This window comes from Streptomyces sp. NPDC005774 (assembly GCF_042871645.1).
Lineage (GTDB): Bacteria > Actinomycetota > Actinomycetes > Streptomycetales > Streptomycetaceae > Streptomyces > Streptomyces pratens.
This window is the reverse complement of the sequence record NZ_JBIAIV010000017.1, coordinates 103641-121270: the sequence shown is the minus strand read 5'-3', so window position 1 is coordinate 121270 and position 17630 is coordinate 103641. Positions and strand designations below refer to the sequence as shown.

Genomic DNA, 17630 nt, shown 5'->3' with positions numbered 1-17630 from the left:
GGGCCGGTCAGTACCTCAGGTTCGCCAGGTACGTGTAGCTGTTCTGTGCGGTGGCGAACGGGTCGGCCGGTGCGTCGTGCTCCACCAGCCACTGCTTCACACCACCGCTGTGCGCCGTGTCGAACATCGCCGCGAAGTCCAGCACCCCGGACCCGACGTCGGCGATCGAGCCGTCCGCGGCCATGTCCTTGACGTGCAGTGCCGGGAAGCGGCGGCGGTACTCCACGAACAGGTCCTGCGGGTCGCTGCCGCCGCCCTTGGCCGCCCAGTAGACGTCCAGCTCGAAGCCGACCAGATGGGGGTCCGTCTCGCGCAGCAGGATGTCGTACAGGTTCTCGCCGTCGACCACCTGGTGGTCGGCGCCGTGGTTGTGGAACAGCAGCGGGCCGAGCCCCGCCTTGCGGGCCGCGAGCCCCGCCTTGTTGAACTCCCTGGCCGCCTCCCGGAATCCGGCCGGTGTGTGCATCGCCGCCGGCAGGCTGGGCACGACGATCCACCGGGCGCCCAGGGTCCGGATGTCGTCGAGGGCCTGCGGCAGTCCGCTGCCCCGTACGGTGTTGTAATCGACGTGCTCCAGGACCGCCCGCAGATGTGTCTCGTCGAGCATGGAGCGGATCGCGGCCGCGCTGTTGCCGTGCCGGCCGCTCACGCCGACCGTCGCGTAGCCGATCTCCTCGAGCCGCGCGAGGGTCCCCTTGAAGTCCGCCGCCAGCGCGGAGCGCATGGTGTAGAGGTGCATGCCGATCCCGGAGAGCGGGATGCGGCGGCGGCGCTGTGCGGCCGTGCCGTTCGCCTCGGCGGCGTGGGCGACGGGACCGGCAGCGGTGAGTGCCATGCCTGCGGTGGCGACGCCGAGGAATGCGCGTCTGGTGCCGTTCATCTGAGTCCTTTCGTGGAAACTCCCGCCTTCAGGAGGGGGAGGAAGTCAACCGGATCTCCTTCACATCAGCCGACGTTGATCCGGACGGAGCCGGTGGTCGTGTCACCCTTGTCGTCGGTGACCGTGAGCCGGGCGGTGTACGTGCCCGGGCGGGCATAGGTGTGGGTGGCCTTCGCGGTCTCCTCGCCCGCGGGCCGGGCGTTGTCGCCGAAGTCCCAGTGGTACGAGGCGGCGGTACGGCCGTCGGGCAGACGGACACCGCCGGACAGCTGGACGGCGAGCGGTGCCTTCCCGGTGGCCGGCCTGGCCTTGACGGTCACCTTGGCGCCTTGGTGCTTCTCCACGCCGGGCCCGTTGAAGTGCAACCAGTCCACGGCGAACAGGTCGGCCTTGTCCGCGGTCCACTCCGGGTTGGTGAAGACCGCGTACAGCTTGGTCGTGCCGCCGAGATCGGCCAGTGCGGTCGTCGGGGAGACGACGTTGCCCCAGCCGCCGGTGGCCGGCACGGTCACCTTGCCGAGCAGCTTGCCGGTCGGCGATCCGGCACGGAACTCCACGGTCCCGCCGATGCCGTCCGAACCGGCCCCCACGGTCACGGAGTCGATGCTCTTGAGGTTGACCGGGTCGAAGCTGATCCAGTCGCCGTGCTCGATCTCACTGAGCCGACTGCCGCCGGAGGCGTCGGTGCGGCTGCTCACGACCGCGCCGGCGTGCGCTCCGCCGGTCGATGTCATGTGCTCCGCCTCACGGAAGTTGGTGCGCAGTGTCAGCGAGGCCGACCCGGTCAGGGCGGGCACGCCAGGTGCCGCCTTGTCCTCGTACTGGGCGGTGATGCCGTAGTAGAGGTTCTGGCCGGGGCCGTGGCTGTCACCGGCGTCGGTCACGATCTCGCCCGTGCAGCCGGTGTAGTTGTCCAGCGGATGGAGATGGGAGTCGTGTCCGAGCTGCGACTGCACGACGACACGGGAGCAGTCGATCCGTTTGCCGTCCTCCTTGTCCTTGACCTTCACGGTGAAGGGGATGGTGTCGCCGAAGCTGAACATCCCGCCGTTCGGCGGCTGCTGGACGGTGACCTCGGGCCGGGTGTTGCCGACGGTGATGTCCTGGACGGCGAGGCCCGGCAGGTCGCCGGGTCCGGTGGCGGTGAGCCGGGCGGTGAAGCGGCCCTTCTCCTTGTACACATGGGTCGGGTTCGCCTCGGTCGAGTCGGTCGTCCCGTTTCCGTCGAAGTCCCAGGCGTACGTCACGGGCTTGTCGTCGGACAGTCCGGAGCCCTCGCTGGAGAACTGGACGGTCAGCGGGACGGAACCGCTGTCGGGGGTGGCCGTCGCCCGGGCCGTGGGCAGCCGGTTGTCGGCCACGTAGTCGATGCGGTAGATGCCGGAGCCCTCGTTGCTGCCGCCCCGGCCGGTGCCGCTGCCGAGTCCGAAGTCGATGACGTACATCGCGCCGTCCGGTCCGAACTCGGCGTCGAAGGGCTGGTTCCACGTCATGTCACCGAAGACGGTGTTGATGGAGTGCAGGTCCCCGGTCTTCACCGGCTCGAAGCGTGGGTCGGTGAACGTCTGGTCCTGCTGCTGGATGGAGAAGGTCTTGAACCACTTGCGGGTCAGTTCGTAGGTGAACCACTTGCCCTCGAACGCCGCCGGGAACTTGCCCCGGTAGGTGTTGGCGGGGTCGTGGTCGTAGACCGGGCCGCCCATGGGGCCGCCGCCACCGGTGCCGAGTTCGGGGAACTCGGCGGAGGCCGAGTAGGCGTACCAGACCGTGGCCGGCAGGGCCGGCGGGAGATTCGTCAGACCCGTGTTGTTCGGCGATTCGTTGACGAGGTTCGCGCAGTCGAACTTCGGTCCCGACGTCTGCGTCCGGAAGTCGTAGTCGTTGAACGGGGTGTTGTCGCCGACGCAGTACGGCCAACCGAAGTTGCCCGCCTTCGTGATCCGCGTGTACTCGACGGTGCCCTCCGGCCCGCGGTCGGGCCTGGCCGCACGGGCGTCGGGGCCGTAGTCGCCGACCAGCAGCGCACCGCTGACGGGGTCGGTGGTGATCCGGAACGGGTTGCGCATGCCCATGGCGTAGATCTCGGCACGGGTCTTCTCGGTGCCGGGCGCGAAGAGGTTGCCCTCGGGCACGGCGTACGTGCCGTCGTCCTGGGGCGTGATGCGAAGGATCTTGCCCCGCAGGTCGTTGGTGTTGCCCGAGGTGGCCTGGGCGTCCCAGGCGCGGCGGCCATCACCCTCGTCGATGGGTGTGAAGCCGTCGGACGCGAACGGGTCGGTGTTGTCGCCGGTGGCGACATACAGGCTGCCGTCCTTGTCGAAGGCGAGCGAGCCCGCCATGTGGGAGTTGGCCCGGCCCTCGCCGCGGAAGGTGGGGATGGTGAGCAGCCGCTTCTCGGACGCCGGGTCGATGGTGCTGCCGGAGACGGTGAAGCGGGAGACGTTGAGCTGTTTCTCGGTCTTGTCGGAGTTCAACAGGTACAGCCAGTTGTTCTCGCCGAAGTCCGGGTCGAGGGCGAGTCCCAGCAGGCCGTCCGACTGACTCGTCATCTCGGGCGTGTACTCGAAGTCCAGCGCGGTCGCGACCTTGAGCGTCGACTGGTCGATGACCTTCACCTTGCCGGTGCGCTCGATGAAGAAGACCCGGCGGTCGGGCGCCACGGCCAGCTCGAACGGGTCGGCGAGGTCGCTGGTGGCCAGCGGGGTGCGCTGGAAGGCGCCGGTCTTGCCGGCCGTGCAGTCACCGGGCTTGTCGCCCGCAGCCCACTGGATGCCGCCCAGCAGGTGCTTCAGGAAGTCCGGCTCCTGGAAGGCGGAATCGGCGTGGCCGCCGGCGGTGAACCAGGAGCGTCCGCCGTCGTAGTTCTGGCACCAGGAATACGGCTGGTCGACGCCCTCGTCGAGGCCGGTGACCCCGTCACGCACCTTGACCTGCGCGAGCGTGTGCACCTTGCCGGTCGGGTTGGTGCGCCAGTTGTACCACTCCTCCGTGCGCTCCCAGAGCTCGGGAAGGCCTTCGGTGGAGGGGTGCGAGCGGTCGAGCACCTTCACCCGGCCGGTCTGCACCGCCGGATGCTTGTCGAAGATCGCTCCGACCAGGCCCTCGTACCAGTCCCAGTCGCGCTCGCTCGCGGAGGCGGCGTGCAGGCCGACCCATCCGCCACCGCCCCGGACGTACTTCTGCAGTGCGGCCCGCTGTGCGGCGTCGAGGAGGTCGCCGCTCTCCGGGGTGGAGTTGGTGTTGTTGAAGACTACCGCCTGGAAGCGGGCGAGGTTTACGTCGGTGAACGCCGAGGCGTCGTCGGTGGCCTCGACCTCGAAGTCGTTCTCGCTGCCGAGCTTCTTGACGGCCTCGATACCGGCGGGGATCGAGTCGTGGGTGAAGTTGGTGACCTTGGAGAAGACGAGTACGCGGTAGGGCGCTGCTTCGGCACGGGGTGACAGGGTCACTCCGAGGCCGAGGAGCAGCGCCAGCAGTGCGGTGATGACGGAGACGGGGGAGAGCGCGGTGCGAAGGGCTCTCGGCCGTTCATGCCGTCTGGGGTGATGATCAGTCATGGCGCTCCCGGTGCTGGTAGGTCCTGCCACAGGCTGAGAAAGCGCTTTCTGGGTACGCCGCACAGCGTAGATTCCGGCGTTGCGGGGGGTCAATGGGTCGGAAGCGCGCGGTGTGGCACGGCAGTCGGGGCCCTGTCGGTGGCGGGTCGTACGGTTGCGCCATGGCCACTGCCGACGATGTGTGAAGGATCGCGCCCGGTCTGCCCGGAGCGATCGAGAAGCTCGCATGGGGCATGCCCACGTTCCGTCTGGAGGCGGGTGGACAGGGCGCCCCCCGTGCACCGGCCGCGCTCAACATCGTCCTCGCCGCAGCCGACCTGGCACGGCTCGACGAGCAGGTCGACAGCCGGCGGCGGCTGCCGGAGGACGTGGCGCGCGACTGCCTGGAGTCCAGGAAGCTCCTGACGCTCTCAGGGGAGTGAGGCGGCCGGGCCGGGACCGGGGCGCCGTCGCTCAGCCGGTGTCGTACACGTCGAGGCGGCCGCACATGCCGAACCGGCCCCGGGCGATGGGTTGTTCGGTCCGCAGTCTCGCCTGCGCAAGATGGTCCGCGTCGCCGCGCTCGAGGCGGTCGAGCTGTGCGCCGGTCGCCGCGGACGCGGCGGCCGCCCCGTCCCGCCAGCGTCCGCGCCACCGGCCGACCAGTGGCCGCACCAGCGCCGCGGCGGCCCGGTGGAACGCCGCCAGCGGCTCCGGATCCCCGGCCTCGGTCGCCTTGCGCAGTGCCGCGAAACCCTCAAGGGCCAGATCGCGGCGGTGGCGGGCCGCGGCTTCCAACTCCTCCTCGGAGCCCGTCTCCGGCAGGGTGGCGGCCGCACGGTAGGCGACGAGGTCGGCGAGCAGATGCGACGGCAGCGTCAGCACCGCGTCGCCCGCCTCCGGCAGACCGCAGTTCTGCATCAGCACGACGATGGTCAGGCCTCCCTCGTTGACCAGCCGGTGGATCGTGCCCGGTGTGAACCACACCAGCGCGCCCGGCGTCAGCTCGGTCTGCTCGAACCCGGATGCCGTCAGGGTCTGCACCGTGCCCCGGCCGCCGGTCACGGCGTACCCCTCCGAACAGCTCAGATGGACATGGGGCGTGCCGCCGCGCAGGCCGTCGGCGGCTGGCCAGTCGTACACCCGCAGCCGGGAGACGCCGATCCCGCCGGGCAGGCCGTCGTACGCGACGGATGTGTCGGCCCTGCTCGCCATGGGGGACTCCTTCGGTCGGCCGGGGCGCGGGCCGGGAGGCGACGGCGCGACAGGACGGCAAGCGCTTTCCGCCTGGAAGCTAGGCCCTCCCGGCGAGACGGTCAAGAGCCCGTGCGTGCGCCTGTGGGGCTCGTGAAGTCATCGCTGCAGGTGGGAGTTCGCGTGCGAGACTCCTCGGCGGTGGTCGGGATGCCGCACCAGTGATCATCTGGCTGCTGTACCGGACCACCCGGGCGTTGCTGTCCGTGCCTGCGGTCCTGCTGCGCCGGGACACGGCCAAGGACGCCGAACGGCGCTTCTTTCGCCGCCTGATGAAGAAGAAGCGTGCGGTCCCACGGGTGGTCGTCACGGACAAGCTCCGCCTCGTGCGCGGCACCCAGCACATCCTCGACGTGCTCGACGTCCTCCATCGCGATCGTCTCGCTCTGCGCATCCACGACGGCGCGTTCTCCGCGATGGACCTCACCGCCCGCCACCCGCGCGCGGCCGCCGCCCTGCCATCCCGACCGGGAAGACCGACGCCGTCCGCACGGCGTACCTGGACGGTCGGTCCATCGCCGCCCTGGCCCACGAACGCGGCGTCAGCCGCGACGCCGTCCGCACGGCCGTCGCCGTCCGCACGGCCGTCGCCGACCTCATGCCCGAGCACACCACCGCCGGCCGCGAGGACGCCCCGGCCCCGGAGCTACCCGGCACCCTCGACATGCCGGGCAAGGTCGCCGGCTTCCTCCGCGCCACCGAGATGGGCGACGCCGAGCCGGCCGCGCTCGACCACGGCGTAACCGTACGGCGCGGCCAGGGCTACACCCTGCGCGTCAGCGCCGCCCCGGCAGTCCACCGCCAGTTCCTCGCCCGCTGCCGGCCCCTCGACGGCACCCAAGGCGCCCCGACCGTCCCGGCACAGCGCGGGGCCCGCCGCGAGTACGAGAACCGGGTCAGCGCCCTTGCCCCGACCGAACCATGGTCATCGCCAACAGCCGTACCGACGTATCAAAGCCGGTGGGCGTTGTCGCTGAGCCAGGCCAGGACCTGGTCGGCGTGCTTGTCCGGCGGGAAGACCGGGTAGAAAACGTGCTCGACCACGTTGTCCTTGATGATCAGCGTGAGCCGCTTGTACAGCGTCAGCCCGCCAGTGGTGAATGTGGGAAGGTCCAGTGCCCCGGCCAGGCTCCGTGCGGGGTCGGACAGCATCTGGAACGGCAGGCGGAGCCGCTCGGTGACCTCACGCTGGTAGTCGCTGTCCTGGCTGGAGAGGCCGTACACCCGGGCCGCGCCGGCCGCGAGCAGGTCCTGGTGGTGGTCGCGGAAGCCGCACGTCTCGGAGGTGCAGCCACGAGCGCCGGGGATGGAGTCCCAGCCCTCGGGCAGATCGGTGCCGGGGCGGCCCGTCAGCGGGTAGATGTAGAGCACCGTGCGACCTGCACCCAGCGCGTCAAGGCCGACCGTGGCGCCGTCGGTGGCATGGAGTTCCAGATGCGGCATTCTCGCACCGTGCAGGTGGGCAGCAGCGCCGTCGTCCTCGGGAACGGGCAGGTCGGCAGGCAGGCTCGTGTAGTCGGTCATCGGTTCCTCTCCTTCGGTAGCCGGTGAGAGGCGGCTGTTGCGGTGAGCGGCCTTGTGCAGGTGCGCCACCAGCACCGCCCGGCGGGCGGTGAGGCCCTCGATCCGCTGCGTGAGCTCGTCGATGGCGTCCCGGTACCCGGCCAGCGCGGCCGGGCAGTCGTCCGCGTGCCGGTGCCCCAAGGCCAGGCATTCCAGAAACGGCCGTGTCCCCTCGACAGGGATGCCGAGGCGACACAGCGCCCGGATCTCCTGCGCGCGCCGTACGTCGTGCTCGTCGTAGTCCCGGTAGCCGTTGGCCAACCGCACCGGCGCGAGCAGCCCCAGCGATTCGTAATAGCGCACCGCCTTGGTCGTCACACCCGCTCGCCGGGCCAGCTCCCCGATCCGCATGCTTCTCACCTCGAAGAACGCTAAACCTTGCCCTTGAGGGTAAGGTCAAGCGCTCTGCGGGGACGCCTGCACGACCCGCAGGCGAACACGGCCGCCCGCTGGTTCGGCATTCTCACTGCTCTTACGAAGCCCGCCACGGGCCGAGGCGATGTGCGCGCTCATCGACACCACCCGGCCATGATCAATCTCAGCGCCAACCACGGTTCGATTGATTCCCCAGGCCGGGGCATGACTGTGCAAGTACGGGTCAGCCTGTCGCGGGGTTCTCGGCCGGCAGGAACAACTCGCCCGTCAGCGACCGGAAAATCTCTTCGGGGTCTCGCCCGTCCAGCGGGCCGTCCAGGTTGTGGGAGAGCAGCAGCGTCGCGAAGCCGTGGGCCATCGACCAGGCAGCCATGAAGCTGATGACCGGGTCGTTGCCGTAGCCCTCCACTGCCGTACGGAGCCGACTCCGCGTCCGCTCGCGCGCCGCGAGGAGCTCCGGGTCGTCCGGGCGCAGGAGCTCCGGGCGGAACATGATCTGGAAGTGCGCCGGGTGCGCGGTGGCGAAGTGCACGTACCGGACTCCCAGTTCACGCAAGTCCTTCGCTTCGCCGAGAGCAGTGGACAGGAGGCCGTAGCCCTCGGCCGCGATGGCGGTGAGCAAGCCCGCGCGGTCCTTGAAGTGATGTGCGGGCGCGGCGTGGGAGACGCCCGCGCGGCGGGCCAGGTCGCGCAGGGACAGGGCCGCCGGTCCTTCGGTGGCGATGACGTCGAGGGCCGCGGTGAGCACGGCCCGTCGCAGGTCTCCGTGGTGGTAGGCGCGTTCGGTGGTCATGGTCAGCAGGTTACGCGCAATCTAGGCGTTGACAAGTTTGCCCGCCGAGTGCAATCTAGCCACTGTCAAGACGTGCGGGTCGAGGGAAGAGGGATCGTCATGGGGGACGACAACGGACGTGTACGGCAGATGTGGCACCTCCTGGAGCCCCTGCACGCCGTCCTCTATTACGCTCCCGAGGTCTTCGACGAGGTGAAGGCGCTCGGTTACGACACCGGCGAGCGCTGGCCGGGCTACTTCGCCTTGCGGGCGGCTCCACTCGGGGCACCCGGATCCCGTCAGGTGGCCTCCGCGTTCTACAGCTTCAGCCCGCGCATGGTCGCTGAGCACATCCCCGCCGCCTGGGATGTCGCCGCACCGGACGAGGTGGTTGCGGCCCGGACGCGCGGCGTCGACCGGGCGTACCGCGCGGTCATCGGTGAGCGGACGGACAGTCCCGATCTAGCCGAGGCCGCCGTGCTCGCCCGTCGTGCGGCGGAGGCCGCGCAGACCGAGGGCCGCCCGCTCGCTGCTGCCAATGCCGAGCTGCCCTGGCCCCAGGAGCCGCACCTCGTGCTGTGGCAGGCCGCAACGATCCTGCGCGAGCACCGCGGTGACGGCCATCTCGCCGCCCTCCTGACCGCGGGGCTCGACTCCGTGGAGGCGCTGGTGTCCTTCGCCGCGATCGGCGCGGCCCCGGCCGAGGTCTTCGCAAGCCGCGGCTGGAGCGAGCCCGAGTGGGCGGCCGCCCGTGAACGGCTCGTCGCGCGGGGGCTGCTGGACGCCAACGGCGCGGTGACCGACGCGGGCCACGCCCTGCGCGCCGAGGTCGAGCGTCGCACCGACGAACTGGCCGCTGCCCCCTGGCAGGTACTCGGCGCCGAGGGCACCGTGCGGCTCGCCGAGCTCCTTGGCCCGCTCTGGCTGGAGATCCTCGGCTCGGGAATGCTGCCCGGCAAGACCACGCTCGGCATCGGGAAGGTCTGACTCCTCCTGCCGCACGGTGATCGTGTCGCGGCGGATCGCACACCTGGAAGGGCCCGGTGCGGTGGCCGCGCCCAGCGGCTCACGGGCGCTGCGTGGGCAGGTGGTGAGAACCACTGCGAGGGGCCCCTTGCCCTGGAGTGCGAACGGCCGGGGAGGACGCTGCTGGACGCGGTCACCGGCACCGTCGCCCAAGTCCGGCGCGAGCACGAGCTGGTGATGAACAGCCTGGGAGTCGAGAAGTCGCAGGAGTGGCTCGGCGACGACAGGGACGGGTGGGCGGCGCACATCGCCACACATCTGTTGCTCACGGGTGTGTACTGTGCCCGCCTGCTCGGGTGCGGGCGCAAGGACCTGGTCCGGCTGCTCGACGCGACCGGCATCGAGTAGCCGGACACGCGACCGGCATTGAGTAGTTGGGCCGGGGACAGTCTGACCAGGATGAGTAGTGCCGAGGGGCGGCGGCTTGTCAGAGGAGCAGGGTCGCCGGTCCCGGGACGTACTCCGGGTCCACCTGGGCGGCCAGGTCCTCGCCGGTGCGGGCGTCGGCCCAGGAGCGGGCGTTGCGCAGGTGGAACTCCACGGCGTGGCGGTGGAGGCGGTCCCAGTCGCGGGGGTGGGAGTCGACGGCCTCGCGCATGACGGTCAGGGCGTGGCGGTTGTGGGGCTCCAGTGCGCTCAGGGGGTCCGAGGCGTTCGGGGAGCCAGGGGTAGCGGGGTCTGCGGGCGGGGTCCTGCCCTGTTCCGCCGCCCGGACCCAGTCCGAGTGCACGAGGTGGGTCAGGAGGTCGTCGCCCACCTGTTCCTTGAGGAAGAGGAGGTCGTCCTCGCAGGTGACCTTGTTGCCGACGACCGCGATGCGGATGCCGAACTCGCGGGCGTGGTCCCGGTACTGGCGGTAGACGGAGACGCCCTTGCGGGTGGGTTCGGCGACCAGGAAGGTCAGGTCGAAGCGGGTGAACAGGCCGGAGGCGAAGGCGTCGGCGCCGGCGGTCATGTCGACCACCACGTATTCGCCGGGGCCGTCGATCAGGTGGCCCAGGTACAGCTCCACCGCGCCCAGCTTGGAGTGGTAGCAGGCCACGCCCAGGTCGCCGTCGTCGAACTGGCCCGTGGCCATCAGCGGGACGCCGCCGGCCCGGGAGACGTGCCGCGCGTGCAGTTCGTCGTCGCCGAGCAGGCTCAGGAGGCGTGAGCCGCGGCCGGGCGGGGTTGTCTTGATCATCGACTCGGTGGAGGTGATGCGGGGATTGGTGCCGCGCAGGTACGTCTTGATGTCGTGCAGGCGCGGGCCCAGGGGAGGGGGCATCACCGGGGTGTCCCCGGCGGGGGCGAGTGCCTCGGCCAGGTGCTGGTTGATGTCGCCGTCGATGGCGAGCACCGGGGCGCCGGCGGTGGCCAGGTGACGGGAGAAGAGGGCCGACATCGTCGTCTTGCCGCTGCCGCCCTTGCCGACGAACGCGATCCTCATCGACACTCCACTGTTTTGAAAATGAATGTCATGTCGTTAGGTTTTAAGGGTGTGGTCGTGACGGTGTCAAATCCGTCGCCGCGTGTCGGGCCCGCCCCATCGCGCCTTTCACCCGGACGAACGACCCTGGAGGCTTGGACTCCTGACGGAGCGAGGCCCGGGCGACTGGCGGGGGAAGAGTTCCGCAGGCGTGATGGCCGGCCGGCGCCGGCAGAGGGGGGCGCGGGCCAGGGTAAGGAAGGCTCCGTGGATGCCGTCGCGGGTCTCCCGGCGGATCCGCAGTCGGCGGAGGGAACAGCATGGCGCAGGGGCGCTTCACCGGCGGCGAAAAACCCGTAGAAATCTGCGATGGAAAACTATTGCCATGATGCCGTGCATCCTTTTCTTGATTTACCTTATTGTGACTCAAAAGGTCAGTGAAGCGTAGATCATTCTTTTCATTGTTTCCGCACTCTGGACTCTCATGGCTTGGCGTTTCAAAGGTGCGGGAAGTGACGGCCCGCCCCCTCAGGTCTCATACTTCCGTGGAGTGTCGGTCTTGAGTTGGCGGTTGTCGTTGCCCGGGTATGGATTCGATAGTTATAAACGAAGTCGGCGGGGTGGCGGCTGTGAAGTCGTAGGTCGCTCCTTCGTTGATTTCACCCATGTTCCCCGGCGCTACGGCTCGGCGGACCCTGCCGCGCAAAACACCGATCGAAGCTGTTCCACAGCTGTTCCGCTTCGCTGGTACCTGCCTCGGCCCGACCGGCCTGTACAAGGCGGGGCACCGCTACTACGATCTGTAATTGGGCCGCTTCACCTGGTCCGACCTCGGCGGCCAGGAGGAGAATCCCTACCTCCAGGAGGAGAATCCCTACCTCTGCGCCGCTGATGACCCCATCAACAACACCGCCCCCACCGGACTGGCGCCCTCTACCGGAGAAAACACCGTGGTGACCCTGGGCGTCGTCAGTATGGTGACGGGTGTGGGGAGTCTTGGCAGCGGCAGCGGCGCAGGTGCTTGGCGGCATCAGTCTCGCAACCGGTAGAGCAGGTGGCATTGGTGGGGCTTCCTGCATATTCTGGGAAGGATGCCAGAAATGAAGATCGTCAGTTATGGGCTGCTTGCGATATCGCTGATCGCATTGGTTGGCGCCAGTGGCATGATGATCACCAGTGGCGCCGGATCGGCGCGTAGTCGATCCGCAAGGAAAGCTTTGATCGTCATCGCGGTCTTCGCTGCACTCGGCATTGCCGGAGTACTTCTGGCGTAGTGGGATGTTCGCAACAGGATGGGTGTCGCAGTACGTCCTCTGCGGCACGCATCCGCACGCCCCTTGGGGGAGCTGCTCCGGACTGGCCCTCGCACCGCGGGCCGACTGTCGTCCTGAGCAGCCTGCGGTCCGGACTGCCTCACCGGCGCCGCCCCTCCCATGAGACGTCATCGCTGACGATGCGCCGCCGCCCGTCTCGTGGTCTGTGGCCTGATGGCCACCTCGGCGAGGGGACGGAGGTCCGGACCGTATGGGTGAGGGCACGTCCGACCCGCCATCCGGAGGAACATGGCTTAATGCGTAAGCTGTGCAAGTGCGTGACTACATCATCAGGACCGCGGGTCCGGCAGACCTCGATCGTGCGCGAGCCGTGATGCTCGACACCGTCTACCGCGACTTCGGCACCGGGTACGTGCCCCGCTGGCACGGCGACATCATCGACCCGGCCGCCGCCTATCTCGACCCGCCGCGTCACACCCTCCTCGTCGCGATCGACCCCGAGGGCGACAGCGGCGACGACAGCGGCGACGGGAGCGGTGACGGCAGCGGTGCCGGTGAGGTCGTCGCCACCGCGGCGCTCGACTCCCGGGGGCCCGCCCATCCGCCGAACCCTCGGGAGCTCGCCGAGCGGTATCCCTCCGGCGAGACCGCACAGGTGCGGCGCGTGTACGTCCGGCCCGACCACCGCAGGCGCGGACTCGCCCGGCGCCTGGTCGACGAACTGCTCGACTTCGCCGCGGCCGACGGCGGCTACCGGTCCGTGTATCTGCACACCGACCCGTCCGTCCCCGGCGCCGAGGCCTTCTGGCGGTCCCTCGCCAAGGTCGTGCACGATGAGCGCGAGGACACCGGCGGCGCAAGCGGCGTCGTCCACTTCGAGATCCCGATGGGACGGTGACCGGTGGTGCGCCGGCTTTCCTCGCGGCTGCTCGCCGCCCTCGCCGCCCTCGCCGCCACCCCGTTCCTGGCCGGCTGCTTCGCCTCCGGGGGCGATGACTCCGCCGACGGCGCCGACGGCGACGCCACGAGCGGCTCCCGGCTACGCGTCGCGCTCGCCTTCCCGCCCGCCGAGCAGCTCTCCCCGTACGGCGCCGACGCCACCCTCCTCAGCCGGCTCGGCGTGTCCGAAGGGCTGACCGGGATGGACGCCAACGGCTCCGCCGCGCCCGCGCTCGCCCAGTCCTGGCGCCGGGACGGCGACAAGAGCTGGGTGTTCACGCTGCGCGAGGCCCGGTTCCAGGACGGTACGGACGTCACCCCGGCCGCCGTCGCAGCCGCCCTCACCCACGCCGCCGAGGCCGAGCCGGCCCCCGGCGCCCTCACCGGCGTCACCCTGACCGCCGAGCCCGACGGCGACCGGGACGTCCGCGTCAGCACCGCCGAGCCCGACCCCGTCCTGCCGCTGCGGCTCGCCAGCCCCAGCCTCGCCGTGTTCGCCGAGAAGGCCTACAAGAAGAAGGAAGAAGGGAAGGGCGCCGGGCGCGTCGACCCCGTCGGCACCGCCGCCGGGCCCTTCGAGCTGACCAAGGTCAACGGTGCCACCTCCGCCGCCCTCGACCGCTTCGACGACTACTGGGGCGGGCGCGCCCAGGCCTCCGGCATCGACGCCCGGTTCATCGCCGACGGCACCGCCCGCGCCAACGCCCTGCGCACCGGCGAGCTCGACATCGCCGAAGCCGTGCCCGTCTCCCAAGCGGCCACCCTCGACGCGGCCCTGCGCAAGGACACCGCCACCACCCGCACCACCAGCCTGCTGCTCAACGCCACCTCAGGCCCCTTCGAGGACCCGAAGCTGCGCGCCGCCGCCCGCGAGGCCGTCGACACCGCCCCGCTCGCCGAAGGCGTGTACGAGGGGTACGCCGACCCCGGAGCCGGTGTCTTCGGGCCCGCCGTGACCTGGGCCGACGGCAAGCGCGTCAAGCCCACCGGACGGGCCGCGACGGCCGGCGGCGGCAGGAGTGCCGCCCCGATCACCCTCGCCACCTACGACAACCGGCCCGAACTCCCCGAGGCCGCCCAGGTGCTGAAGCAGCAGCTGGAGAAGGCCGGGTTCGAGGTCGAGCTGGAGGTACGGGAGTACTCACGGCTCGAAGCCGACGCGCTGGACGGAAAGTTCGACGCCTTCGTCCTCGCCCGCAACACGATGCTCGACACCGGCGACCCCGTCGCCGTGCTCGCCGCCGACTACACCTGCGACGGCGCGAACAACATCGCCCAGCTCTGCGACAAGGACGTCGACCGGGCCGTCGCCGCGGCCGAGCGGACCGCCGACCCCGACAAGCGGCAGGACGCCGCCATGACCGCCGAGGCCGCCGTCCTCGGCAGCGACGCGGTGCTGCCGCTGGTCCACCAGCGCATCATCACCGGCGTCGGCACCTCGGTGCGCGGCGTGCTGTTCGACCCGTACGAGCGCACCCTCGTCGGTACGGGGACGCGGCGCTGACCGTGCGACGGCAGCAGGTGGCCGCACTCCTGTGGCGGGCCGCACTCGCGGCCGCCCTGGTGTGCGGCATCGGCCTGCTGCCCTGGCTCTCGGGCACCGACCCGGCGCGCACCGTCCTCAGGGCCCGGTCCGCCGAGCGCGACGCCACCCCCGAGGTACTGGCCGACATCCGCGACCAGCTCGGGCTCGACGCCGGGCCGGCCCATCTGCTCGGGCAGTGGCTGAGCGGCCTGGTGCGCGGGGACGCGGGACAGTCGTGGATCTCCGGCAGCGAGGTCATGCCCGACGTACTCCGGGCACTGGGCGCCTCCCTGCTGCTGATGGCGGTGGCGCTCCTCGCCGCCGTGCTCACCGCCGCGCTGGTGTGCGCCCGTACGCTCCGGCTCGGCGCGCGGCGACGGCTCGGCGGGCGGCGCGCCGCGGGCACCGGGTCCGCGGTGCTCGCCGCCCTGCCCGAATTCCTCCTCGCGTCAGTCCTCGCCACCGTGGTCGCCGTCCAGTGGGGCTGGCTGCCCGCCCTCGGCTGGTACGGACCCCAGTGGACGGTGCTCCCGGCCCTCGCCCTCGGACTGCCCGCCGGAGCGGTCCTCGGCAGGCTCCTCGACGACCTGCTGCCCGGCGCCTTCGCCGAGCCCTGGGCCCTGAGCGCCACCGCCCGGGGCATCCCCGGCCGGCGCGTCGCCCGCCAGGCGGTACGCCGCTGCCTGCCCGCGCTGCTGCCCAACCTCGGGCTGTTCGTCGTCGGGCTGACCGGCGGGGCCGTCGCGGTGGAGCAGGTCTTCGACATCCCGGGACTCGGCCGCACCACCCTCCAGGCCGCCCTCGCCCAGGACCTCCCCGTCCTCCAGGCGGGCACCCTCGCCCTGGTCCTGCTCGCGGCCGTCGTCACCGTCGGCTGCCGTCTCGCCGCCCGGCTGCTCACCGGGCCCGCCCTGCGCGACGGCGCCCTGTCGACCCTGCACCGGCCGGCCCCACCGGCCCGACGCGTCCAGCCCCTCGCCTACGGTGCCCTCCTCACCGCCGTCGTCGCCCTCGGGCTGCCCCGCGACCCCCTCGCCCTGAACACCGGGGAACGCCTGAAGCCCCCGTCCCTCACCCACCCCTTCGGCACCGACGCCCTCGGCCGGGACATGCTCGCCCGAGTCGGACACGGCGCCTTCGACACCCTGCTCCTCGCCCTCGGGATCAGCGCGGCGACCCTGTGCACCGGCGTCCTGCTCGGACTCGTCCCCCGGCTGTCCGGGGCCCTCGTCGACACGGTCAACGCCGTGCCGCCGGTGCTCGCCGCGCTGCTCGTCACCGCCGCCGTGGGCAGCGGCGCCACCACACCCGCGCTCGCCGTGACCGCCGTCGGCTGGACGGCCCTCGCCGCGCACACCTCCGCCCTGCTGCGCCAGGAACGCGCCACCCAGCACCTCGCGGCCACCCGGAGCCTGGGCGCCGGCCGCTGGTACCTGCTGCGCCGCCAACTGCTGCCCGCCGTACTGCCGCCCGTCGTCCGCCACGCCCTGCTGCGGCTGCCCGGCATCGCCCTCGCCCTCGCATCCCTCGGCTTCCTCGGGCTCGGCGCGCAGCCGCCGTCCCCGGAATGGGGCCTGCTCCTCGCCGAGAACCAGCCCTACGCCGAGCGCGCCCCCTGGACCGTCCTCACCCCCGCCGCCGCCCTCGCCCTGCTCGGCGCCCTCTCGGTGACGGCGGCGGGTGGACTGCGGTGGGGTGGACTGCCGCGAGGAGGGCCGCGGTGGCGCGGGCGGAGGACGCATACGCCGTTCGGGTCCGAGGTACGGGCCCCGGCCGGTCCTCCTGAAAGCGCGGAAGACGAACGCCGGTTGACGGAGGCCCGATGACGTCCCCGCCCTCCCTCGGCTCACGCAAGGCCAAGGCAGAGGGCCGTCATCCCCGGCTCTCCCCGCTTCTGCGGCTGCTGATCCTCACCCAGCTCGCCTTCAACATCGGCTTCTTCGCCGTCCTGCCCTTCCTCGCCACCCACCTGGGACGGACCGTGGGCATGGCGGGGTGGCTGGTCGGACTGGTGCTGGGGCTCAGGACGTTCAGCCAGCAGGGGCTGTTCGTGGTCGGCGGGGCACTGGCCGACCGGTACGGCATCCGCCCCGTGGTGCTCGCGGGCTGCGCCCTGCGCATCGCCGGGTTCGCGTGGCTCGGGTACGCCGACGCGACCTGGGCGGTGATCGGCGCCGTGCTGCTGATCGGCTTCGCCGCCGCCCTGTTCTCACCGGCCGTCGAGTCCGAGGTGGCCCGGCAGGCCGTCGTGTGGGAGGAGGAGAGCGGCCGGTCCCGTACCCGCGTCCTCGCGCTGTTCACCGTGGCCGGGCAGGCGGGGGCGTTCGTCGGCCCGCTGCTCGGCGCCCTGTTGCTGGCCGTGGACTTCCGCACCGCGTGCCTCGCGGGCGCCGGGGTCTTCGTCCTCGTGCTCGCCGGACACGCCCGGCTGCTGCCCCAGCGCATACCGGGCCGGAAGCGGACGCCGATGCGGGGCGGGCTGCGGCTGCTGCTGCGCAACCGGCCCTTCCTCGCCCTGTGCTGCGCGTACGGCGCCTACTTGCTCGCGTACAACCAGATGTATCTCGCCCTGCCCGCCGAGGTGGAGCGCGTCACCGGTTCGCAGACGTCGCTGGCCTGGCTGTTCGCGCTGTCCTCGCTGCTGGTGGTGACCACCCAGCTGCCCGTGACCCGCTGGGTGGGGGAGCGGTTGGCGATGCGCCGGTCCATGGCGGCCGGTCTGCTGCTGATCGCGGCCGGGTTCGCGGTGCTGGCGGGGGCGGCCGCGACGACGCGGCCCGCCGGGTGGCCGGGAGCCGTCGCACTGGCGCCGGTGGCCGGGTTCGTCGTCCTGCTCACCGTCGGCCAGATGCTGGTCGCTCCCGTGGCCCGTGCCTGGGTCCCCGACCTGGCCGAGGACGGCCGGCTCGGCCTCTACACCGGGGCGCTGTCCTCCGTCTCCGGCCTCATCGTGCTGCTCGGCAGCTCGGCGACCGGAGCCCTGCTGGACGCGGGACTGCCCCCGGCGGTGCCCTGGCTGGTGCTCGCCTGCGTCACGGGGACGGCGGTGGGACTGCTGCCCCGGCGCGGGTGACGGGA

At 71.3% G+C, this 17630-nt stretch carries 16 protein-coding genes and 1 pseudogene; 10 read left to right on the top strand and 7 right to left on the bottom strand.

Features of this window, described 5'->3' with window-relative positions:
* Positions 1 to 7: 7 nt before the first annotated feature.
* Both ACFYQA_RS18130 and ACFYQA_RS18125 read right to left on the bottom strand, forming a co-directional pair.
* On the bottom strand, positions 8 to 880 hold the full coding sequence (locus ACFYQA_RS18130) for a sugar phosphate isomerase/epimerase family protein (protein WP_388918356.1): 873 nt from the start codon (positions 878 to 880) through the stop codon (positions 8 to 10).
* A 65-nt stretch (positions 881 to 945) separates the two neighbouring features.
* Positions 946 to 4437 (bottom strand): ThuA domain-containing protein, encoded by a 3492-nt coding sequence (locus ACFYQA_RS18125; RefSeq protein ID WP_388918352.1) that lies wholly within the window; start codon positions 4435 to 4437, stop codon positions 946 to 948.
* Positions 4438 to 4682: 245 nt separating this feature from the next.
* Here ACFYQA_RS18125 and ACFYQA_RS18120 point away from each other — a divergent pair.
* A pseudogene (locus tag ACFYQA_RS18120) lies at positions 4683 to 4859 on the top strand (ABC transporter substrate-binding protein); the annotation flags it as partial.
* Between the two features lie 31 nt (positions 4860 to 4890).
* On the opposite strand, the gene ACFYQA_RS18115 reads toward ACFYQA_RS18120, so the two are convergent.
* Positions 4891 to 5631, bottom strand: coding sequence for a cupin domain-containing protein (locus tag ACFYQA_RS18115; RefSeq protein WP_388918349.1), 741 nt, complete (start codon positions 5629 to 5631; stop codon positions 4891 to 4893).
* A 101-nt stretch (positions 5632 to 5732) separates the two neighbouring features.
* Positions 5733 to 6068, bottom strand: a complete 336-nt coding sequence (locus ACFYQA_RS18110; RefSeq protein ID WP_388918346.1) for a hypothetical protein — start codon at positions 6066 to 6068, stop codon at positions 5733 to 5735.
* A gap of 200 nt (positions 6069 to 6268) precedes the next feature.
* On the opposite strand from ACFYQA_RS18110, the gene ACFYQA_RS18105 reads away from it, so the two are divergent.
* Entirely contained in the window at positions 6269 to 6697 is a 429-nt protein-coding gene (locus ACFYQA_RS18105; protein ID WP_388918343.1) for a resolvase, read from the top strand.
* Here the strand turns inward: ACFYQA_RS18105 and ACFYQA_RS18100 are convergent.
* Both ACFYQA_RS18100 and ACFYQA_RS18095 read right to left on the bottom strand, forming a co-directional pair.
* Entirely contained in the window at positions 6622 to 7584 is a 963-nt protein-coding gene (locus tag ACFYQA_RS18100; RefSeq protein WP_388918340.1) for a MerR family transcriptional regulator, read from the bottom strand. The genes ACFYQA_RS18105 and ACFYQA_RS18100 overlap by 76 nt on opposite strands.
* Positions 7585 to 7831: 247 nt before the next feature.
* Entirely contained in the window at positions 7832 to 8401 is a 570-nt protein-coding gene (locus ACFYQA_RS18095; RefSeq protein WP_388918337.1) for a TetR/AcrR family transcriptional regulator, read from the bottom strand.
* A 99-nt stretch (positions 8402 to 8500) separates the two neighbouring features.
* On the opposite strand from ACFYQA_RS18095, the gene ACFYQA_RS18090 reads away from it, so the two are divergent.
* Positions 8501 to 9367, top strand: coding sequence for a hypothetical protein (locus tag ACFYQA_RS18090; protein WP_388918334.1), 867 nt, complete (start codon positions 8501 to 8503; stop codon positions 9365 to 9367).
* Between the two features lie 216 nt (positions 9368 to 9583).
* Positions 9584 to 9754 carry a hypothetical protein gene (locus tag ACFYQA_RS18085; protein ID WP_388918331.1) on the top strand — a complete coding sequence of 57 codons (171 nt, stop codon included), beginning with the start codon at positions 9584 to 9586 and terminating at the stop codon, positions 9752 to 9754.
* 79 nt (positions 9755 to 9833) lie between these two features.
* Here the strand turns inward: ACFYQA_RS18085 and ACFYQA_RS18080 are convergent, their stop codons facing one another.
* On the bottom strand, positions 9834 to 10835 hold the full coding sequence (locus ACFYQA_RS18080; RefSeq protein WP_388918328.1) for an ATP-binding protein: 1002 nt from the start codon (positions 10833 to 10835) through the stop codon (positions 9834 to 9836).
* 785 nt (positions 10836 to 11620) lie between these two features.
* On the opposite strand from ACFYQA_RS18080, the gene ACFYQA_RS18075 reads away from it, so the two are divergent.
* The 6 genes from ACFYQA_RS18075 (at position 11621) to ACFYQA_RS18050 (ending at position 17625) form a co-directional block, all read left to right on the top strand.
* Positions 11621 to 11863, top strand: a complete 243-nt coding sequence (locus ACFYQA_RS18075; RefSeq protein ID WP_388918326.1) for a hypothetical protein — start codon at positions 11621 to 11623, stop codon at positions 11861 to 11863.
* Positions 11864 to 11914: 51 nt separating this feature from the next.
* On the top strand, positions 11915 to 12088 hold the full coding sequence (locus ACFYQA_RS18070) for a hypothetical protein (protein WP_388918323.1): 174 nt from the start codon (positions 11915 to 11917) through the stop codon (positions 12086 to 12088).
* 313 nt (positions 12089 to 12401) lie between these two features.
* Positions 12402 to 12986, top strand: a complete 585-nt coding sequence (locus ACFYQA_RS18065; protein WP_388918320.1) for a GNAT family N-acetyltransferase — start codon at positions 12402 to 12404, stop codon at positions 12984 to 12986.
* Positions 12987 to 12992: 6 nt separating this feature from the next.
* The gene (locus ACFYQA_RS18060; protein ID WP_388918317.1) at positions 12993 to 14531 is read left to right on the top strand and encodes an ABC transporter substrate-binding protein; all 1539 of its coding nucleotides are present in this window, start codon (positions 12993 to 12995) and stop codon (positions 14529 to 14531) included.
* A 2-nt stretch (positions 14532 to 14533) separates the two neighbouring features.
* Positions 14534 to 16378 carry an ABC transporter permease subunit gene (locus tag ACFYQA_RS18055; protein WP_388918314.1) on the top strand — a complete coding sequence of 615 codons (1845 nt, stop codon included), beginning with the start codon at positions 14534 to 14536 and terminating at the stop codon, positions 16376 to 16378.
* Complete coding sequence (locus tag ACFYQA_RS18050; RefSeq protein ID WP_388918311.1) at positions 16375 to 17625, top strand: MDR family MFS transporter; 1251 nt, start codon at positions 16375 to 16377, stop codon at positions 17623 to 17625. The genes ACFYQA_RS18055 and ACFYQA_RS18050 overlap by 4 nt, the downstream gene beginning before the upstream one ends.
* Positions 17626 to 17630 lie beyond the last annotated feature (5 nt).

What these genes read in the sequence shown, in the direction of transcription:
- ACFYQA_RS18095 (WP_388918337.1), bottom strand. Translation starts at nt 8,401, where the DNA reads ATGACCACCGAACGCGCCTACCACCACGGAGACCTGCGACGGGCCGTG.
- ACFYQA_RS18100 (WP_388918340.1), bottom strand. Translation starts at nt 7,584, where the DNA reads ATGCGGATCGGGGAGCTGGCCCGGCGAGCGGGTGTGACGACCAAGGCG.
- ACFYQA_RS18125 (WP_388918352.1), bottom strand. Translation starts at nt 4,437, where the DNA reads ATGACTGATCATCACCCCAGACGGCATGAACGGCCGAGAGCCCTTCGC.
- ACFYQA_RS18070 (WP_388918323.1), top strand. Translation starts at nt 11,915, where the DNA reads ATGAAGATCGTCAGTTATGGGCTGCTTGCGATATCGCTGATCGCATTG.
- ACFYQA_RS18105 (WP_388918343.1), top strand. Translation starts at nt 6,269, where the DNA reads ATGCCCGAGCACACCACCGCCGGCCGCGAGGACGCCCCGGCCCCGGAG.
- ACFYQA_RS18085 (WP_388918331.1), top strand. Translation starts at nt 9,584, where the DNA reads ATGAACAGCCTGGGAGTCGAGAAGTCGCAGGAGTGGCTCGGCGACGAC.
- ACFYQA_RS18090 (WP_388918334.1), top strand. Translation starts at nt 8,501, where the DNA reads ATGGGGGACGACAACGGACGTGTACGGCAGATGTGGCACCTCCTGGAG.
- ACFYQA_RS18115 (WP_388918349.1), bottom strand. Translation starts at nt 5,631, where the DNA reads ATGGCGAGCAGGGCCGACACATCCGTCGCGTACGACGGCCTGCCCGGC.
- ACFYQA_RS18130 (WP_388918356.1), bottom strand. Translation starts at nt 880, where the DNA reads ATGAACGGCACCAGACGCGCATTCCTCGGCGTCGCCACCGCAGGCATG.
- ACFYQA_RS18080 (WP_388918328.1), bottom strand. Translation starts at nt 10,835, where the DNA reads ATGAGGATCGCGTTCGTCGGCAAGGGCGGCAGCGGCAAGACGACGATG.
- ACFYQA_RS18050 (WP_388918311.1), top strand. Translation starts at nt 16,375, where the DNA reads ATGACGTCCCCGCCCTCCCTCGGCTCACGCAAGGCCAAGGCAGAGGGC.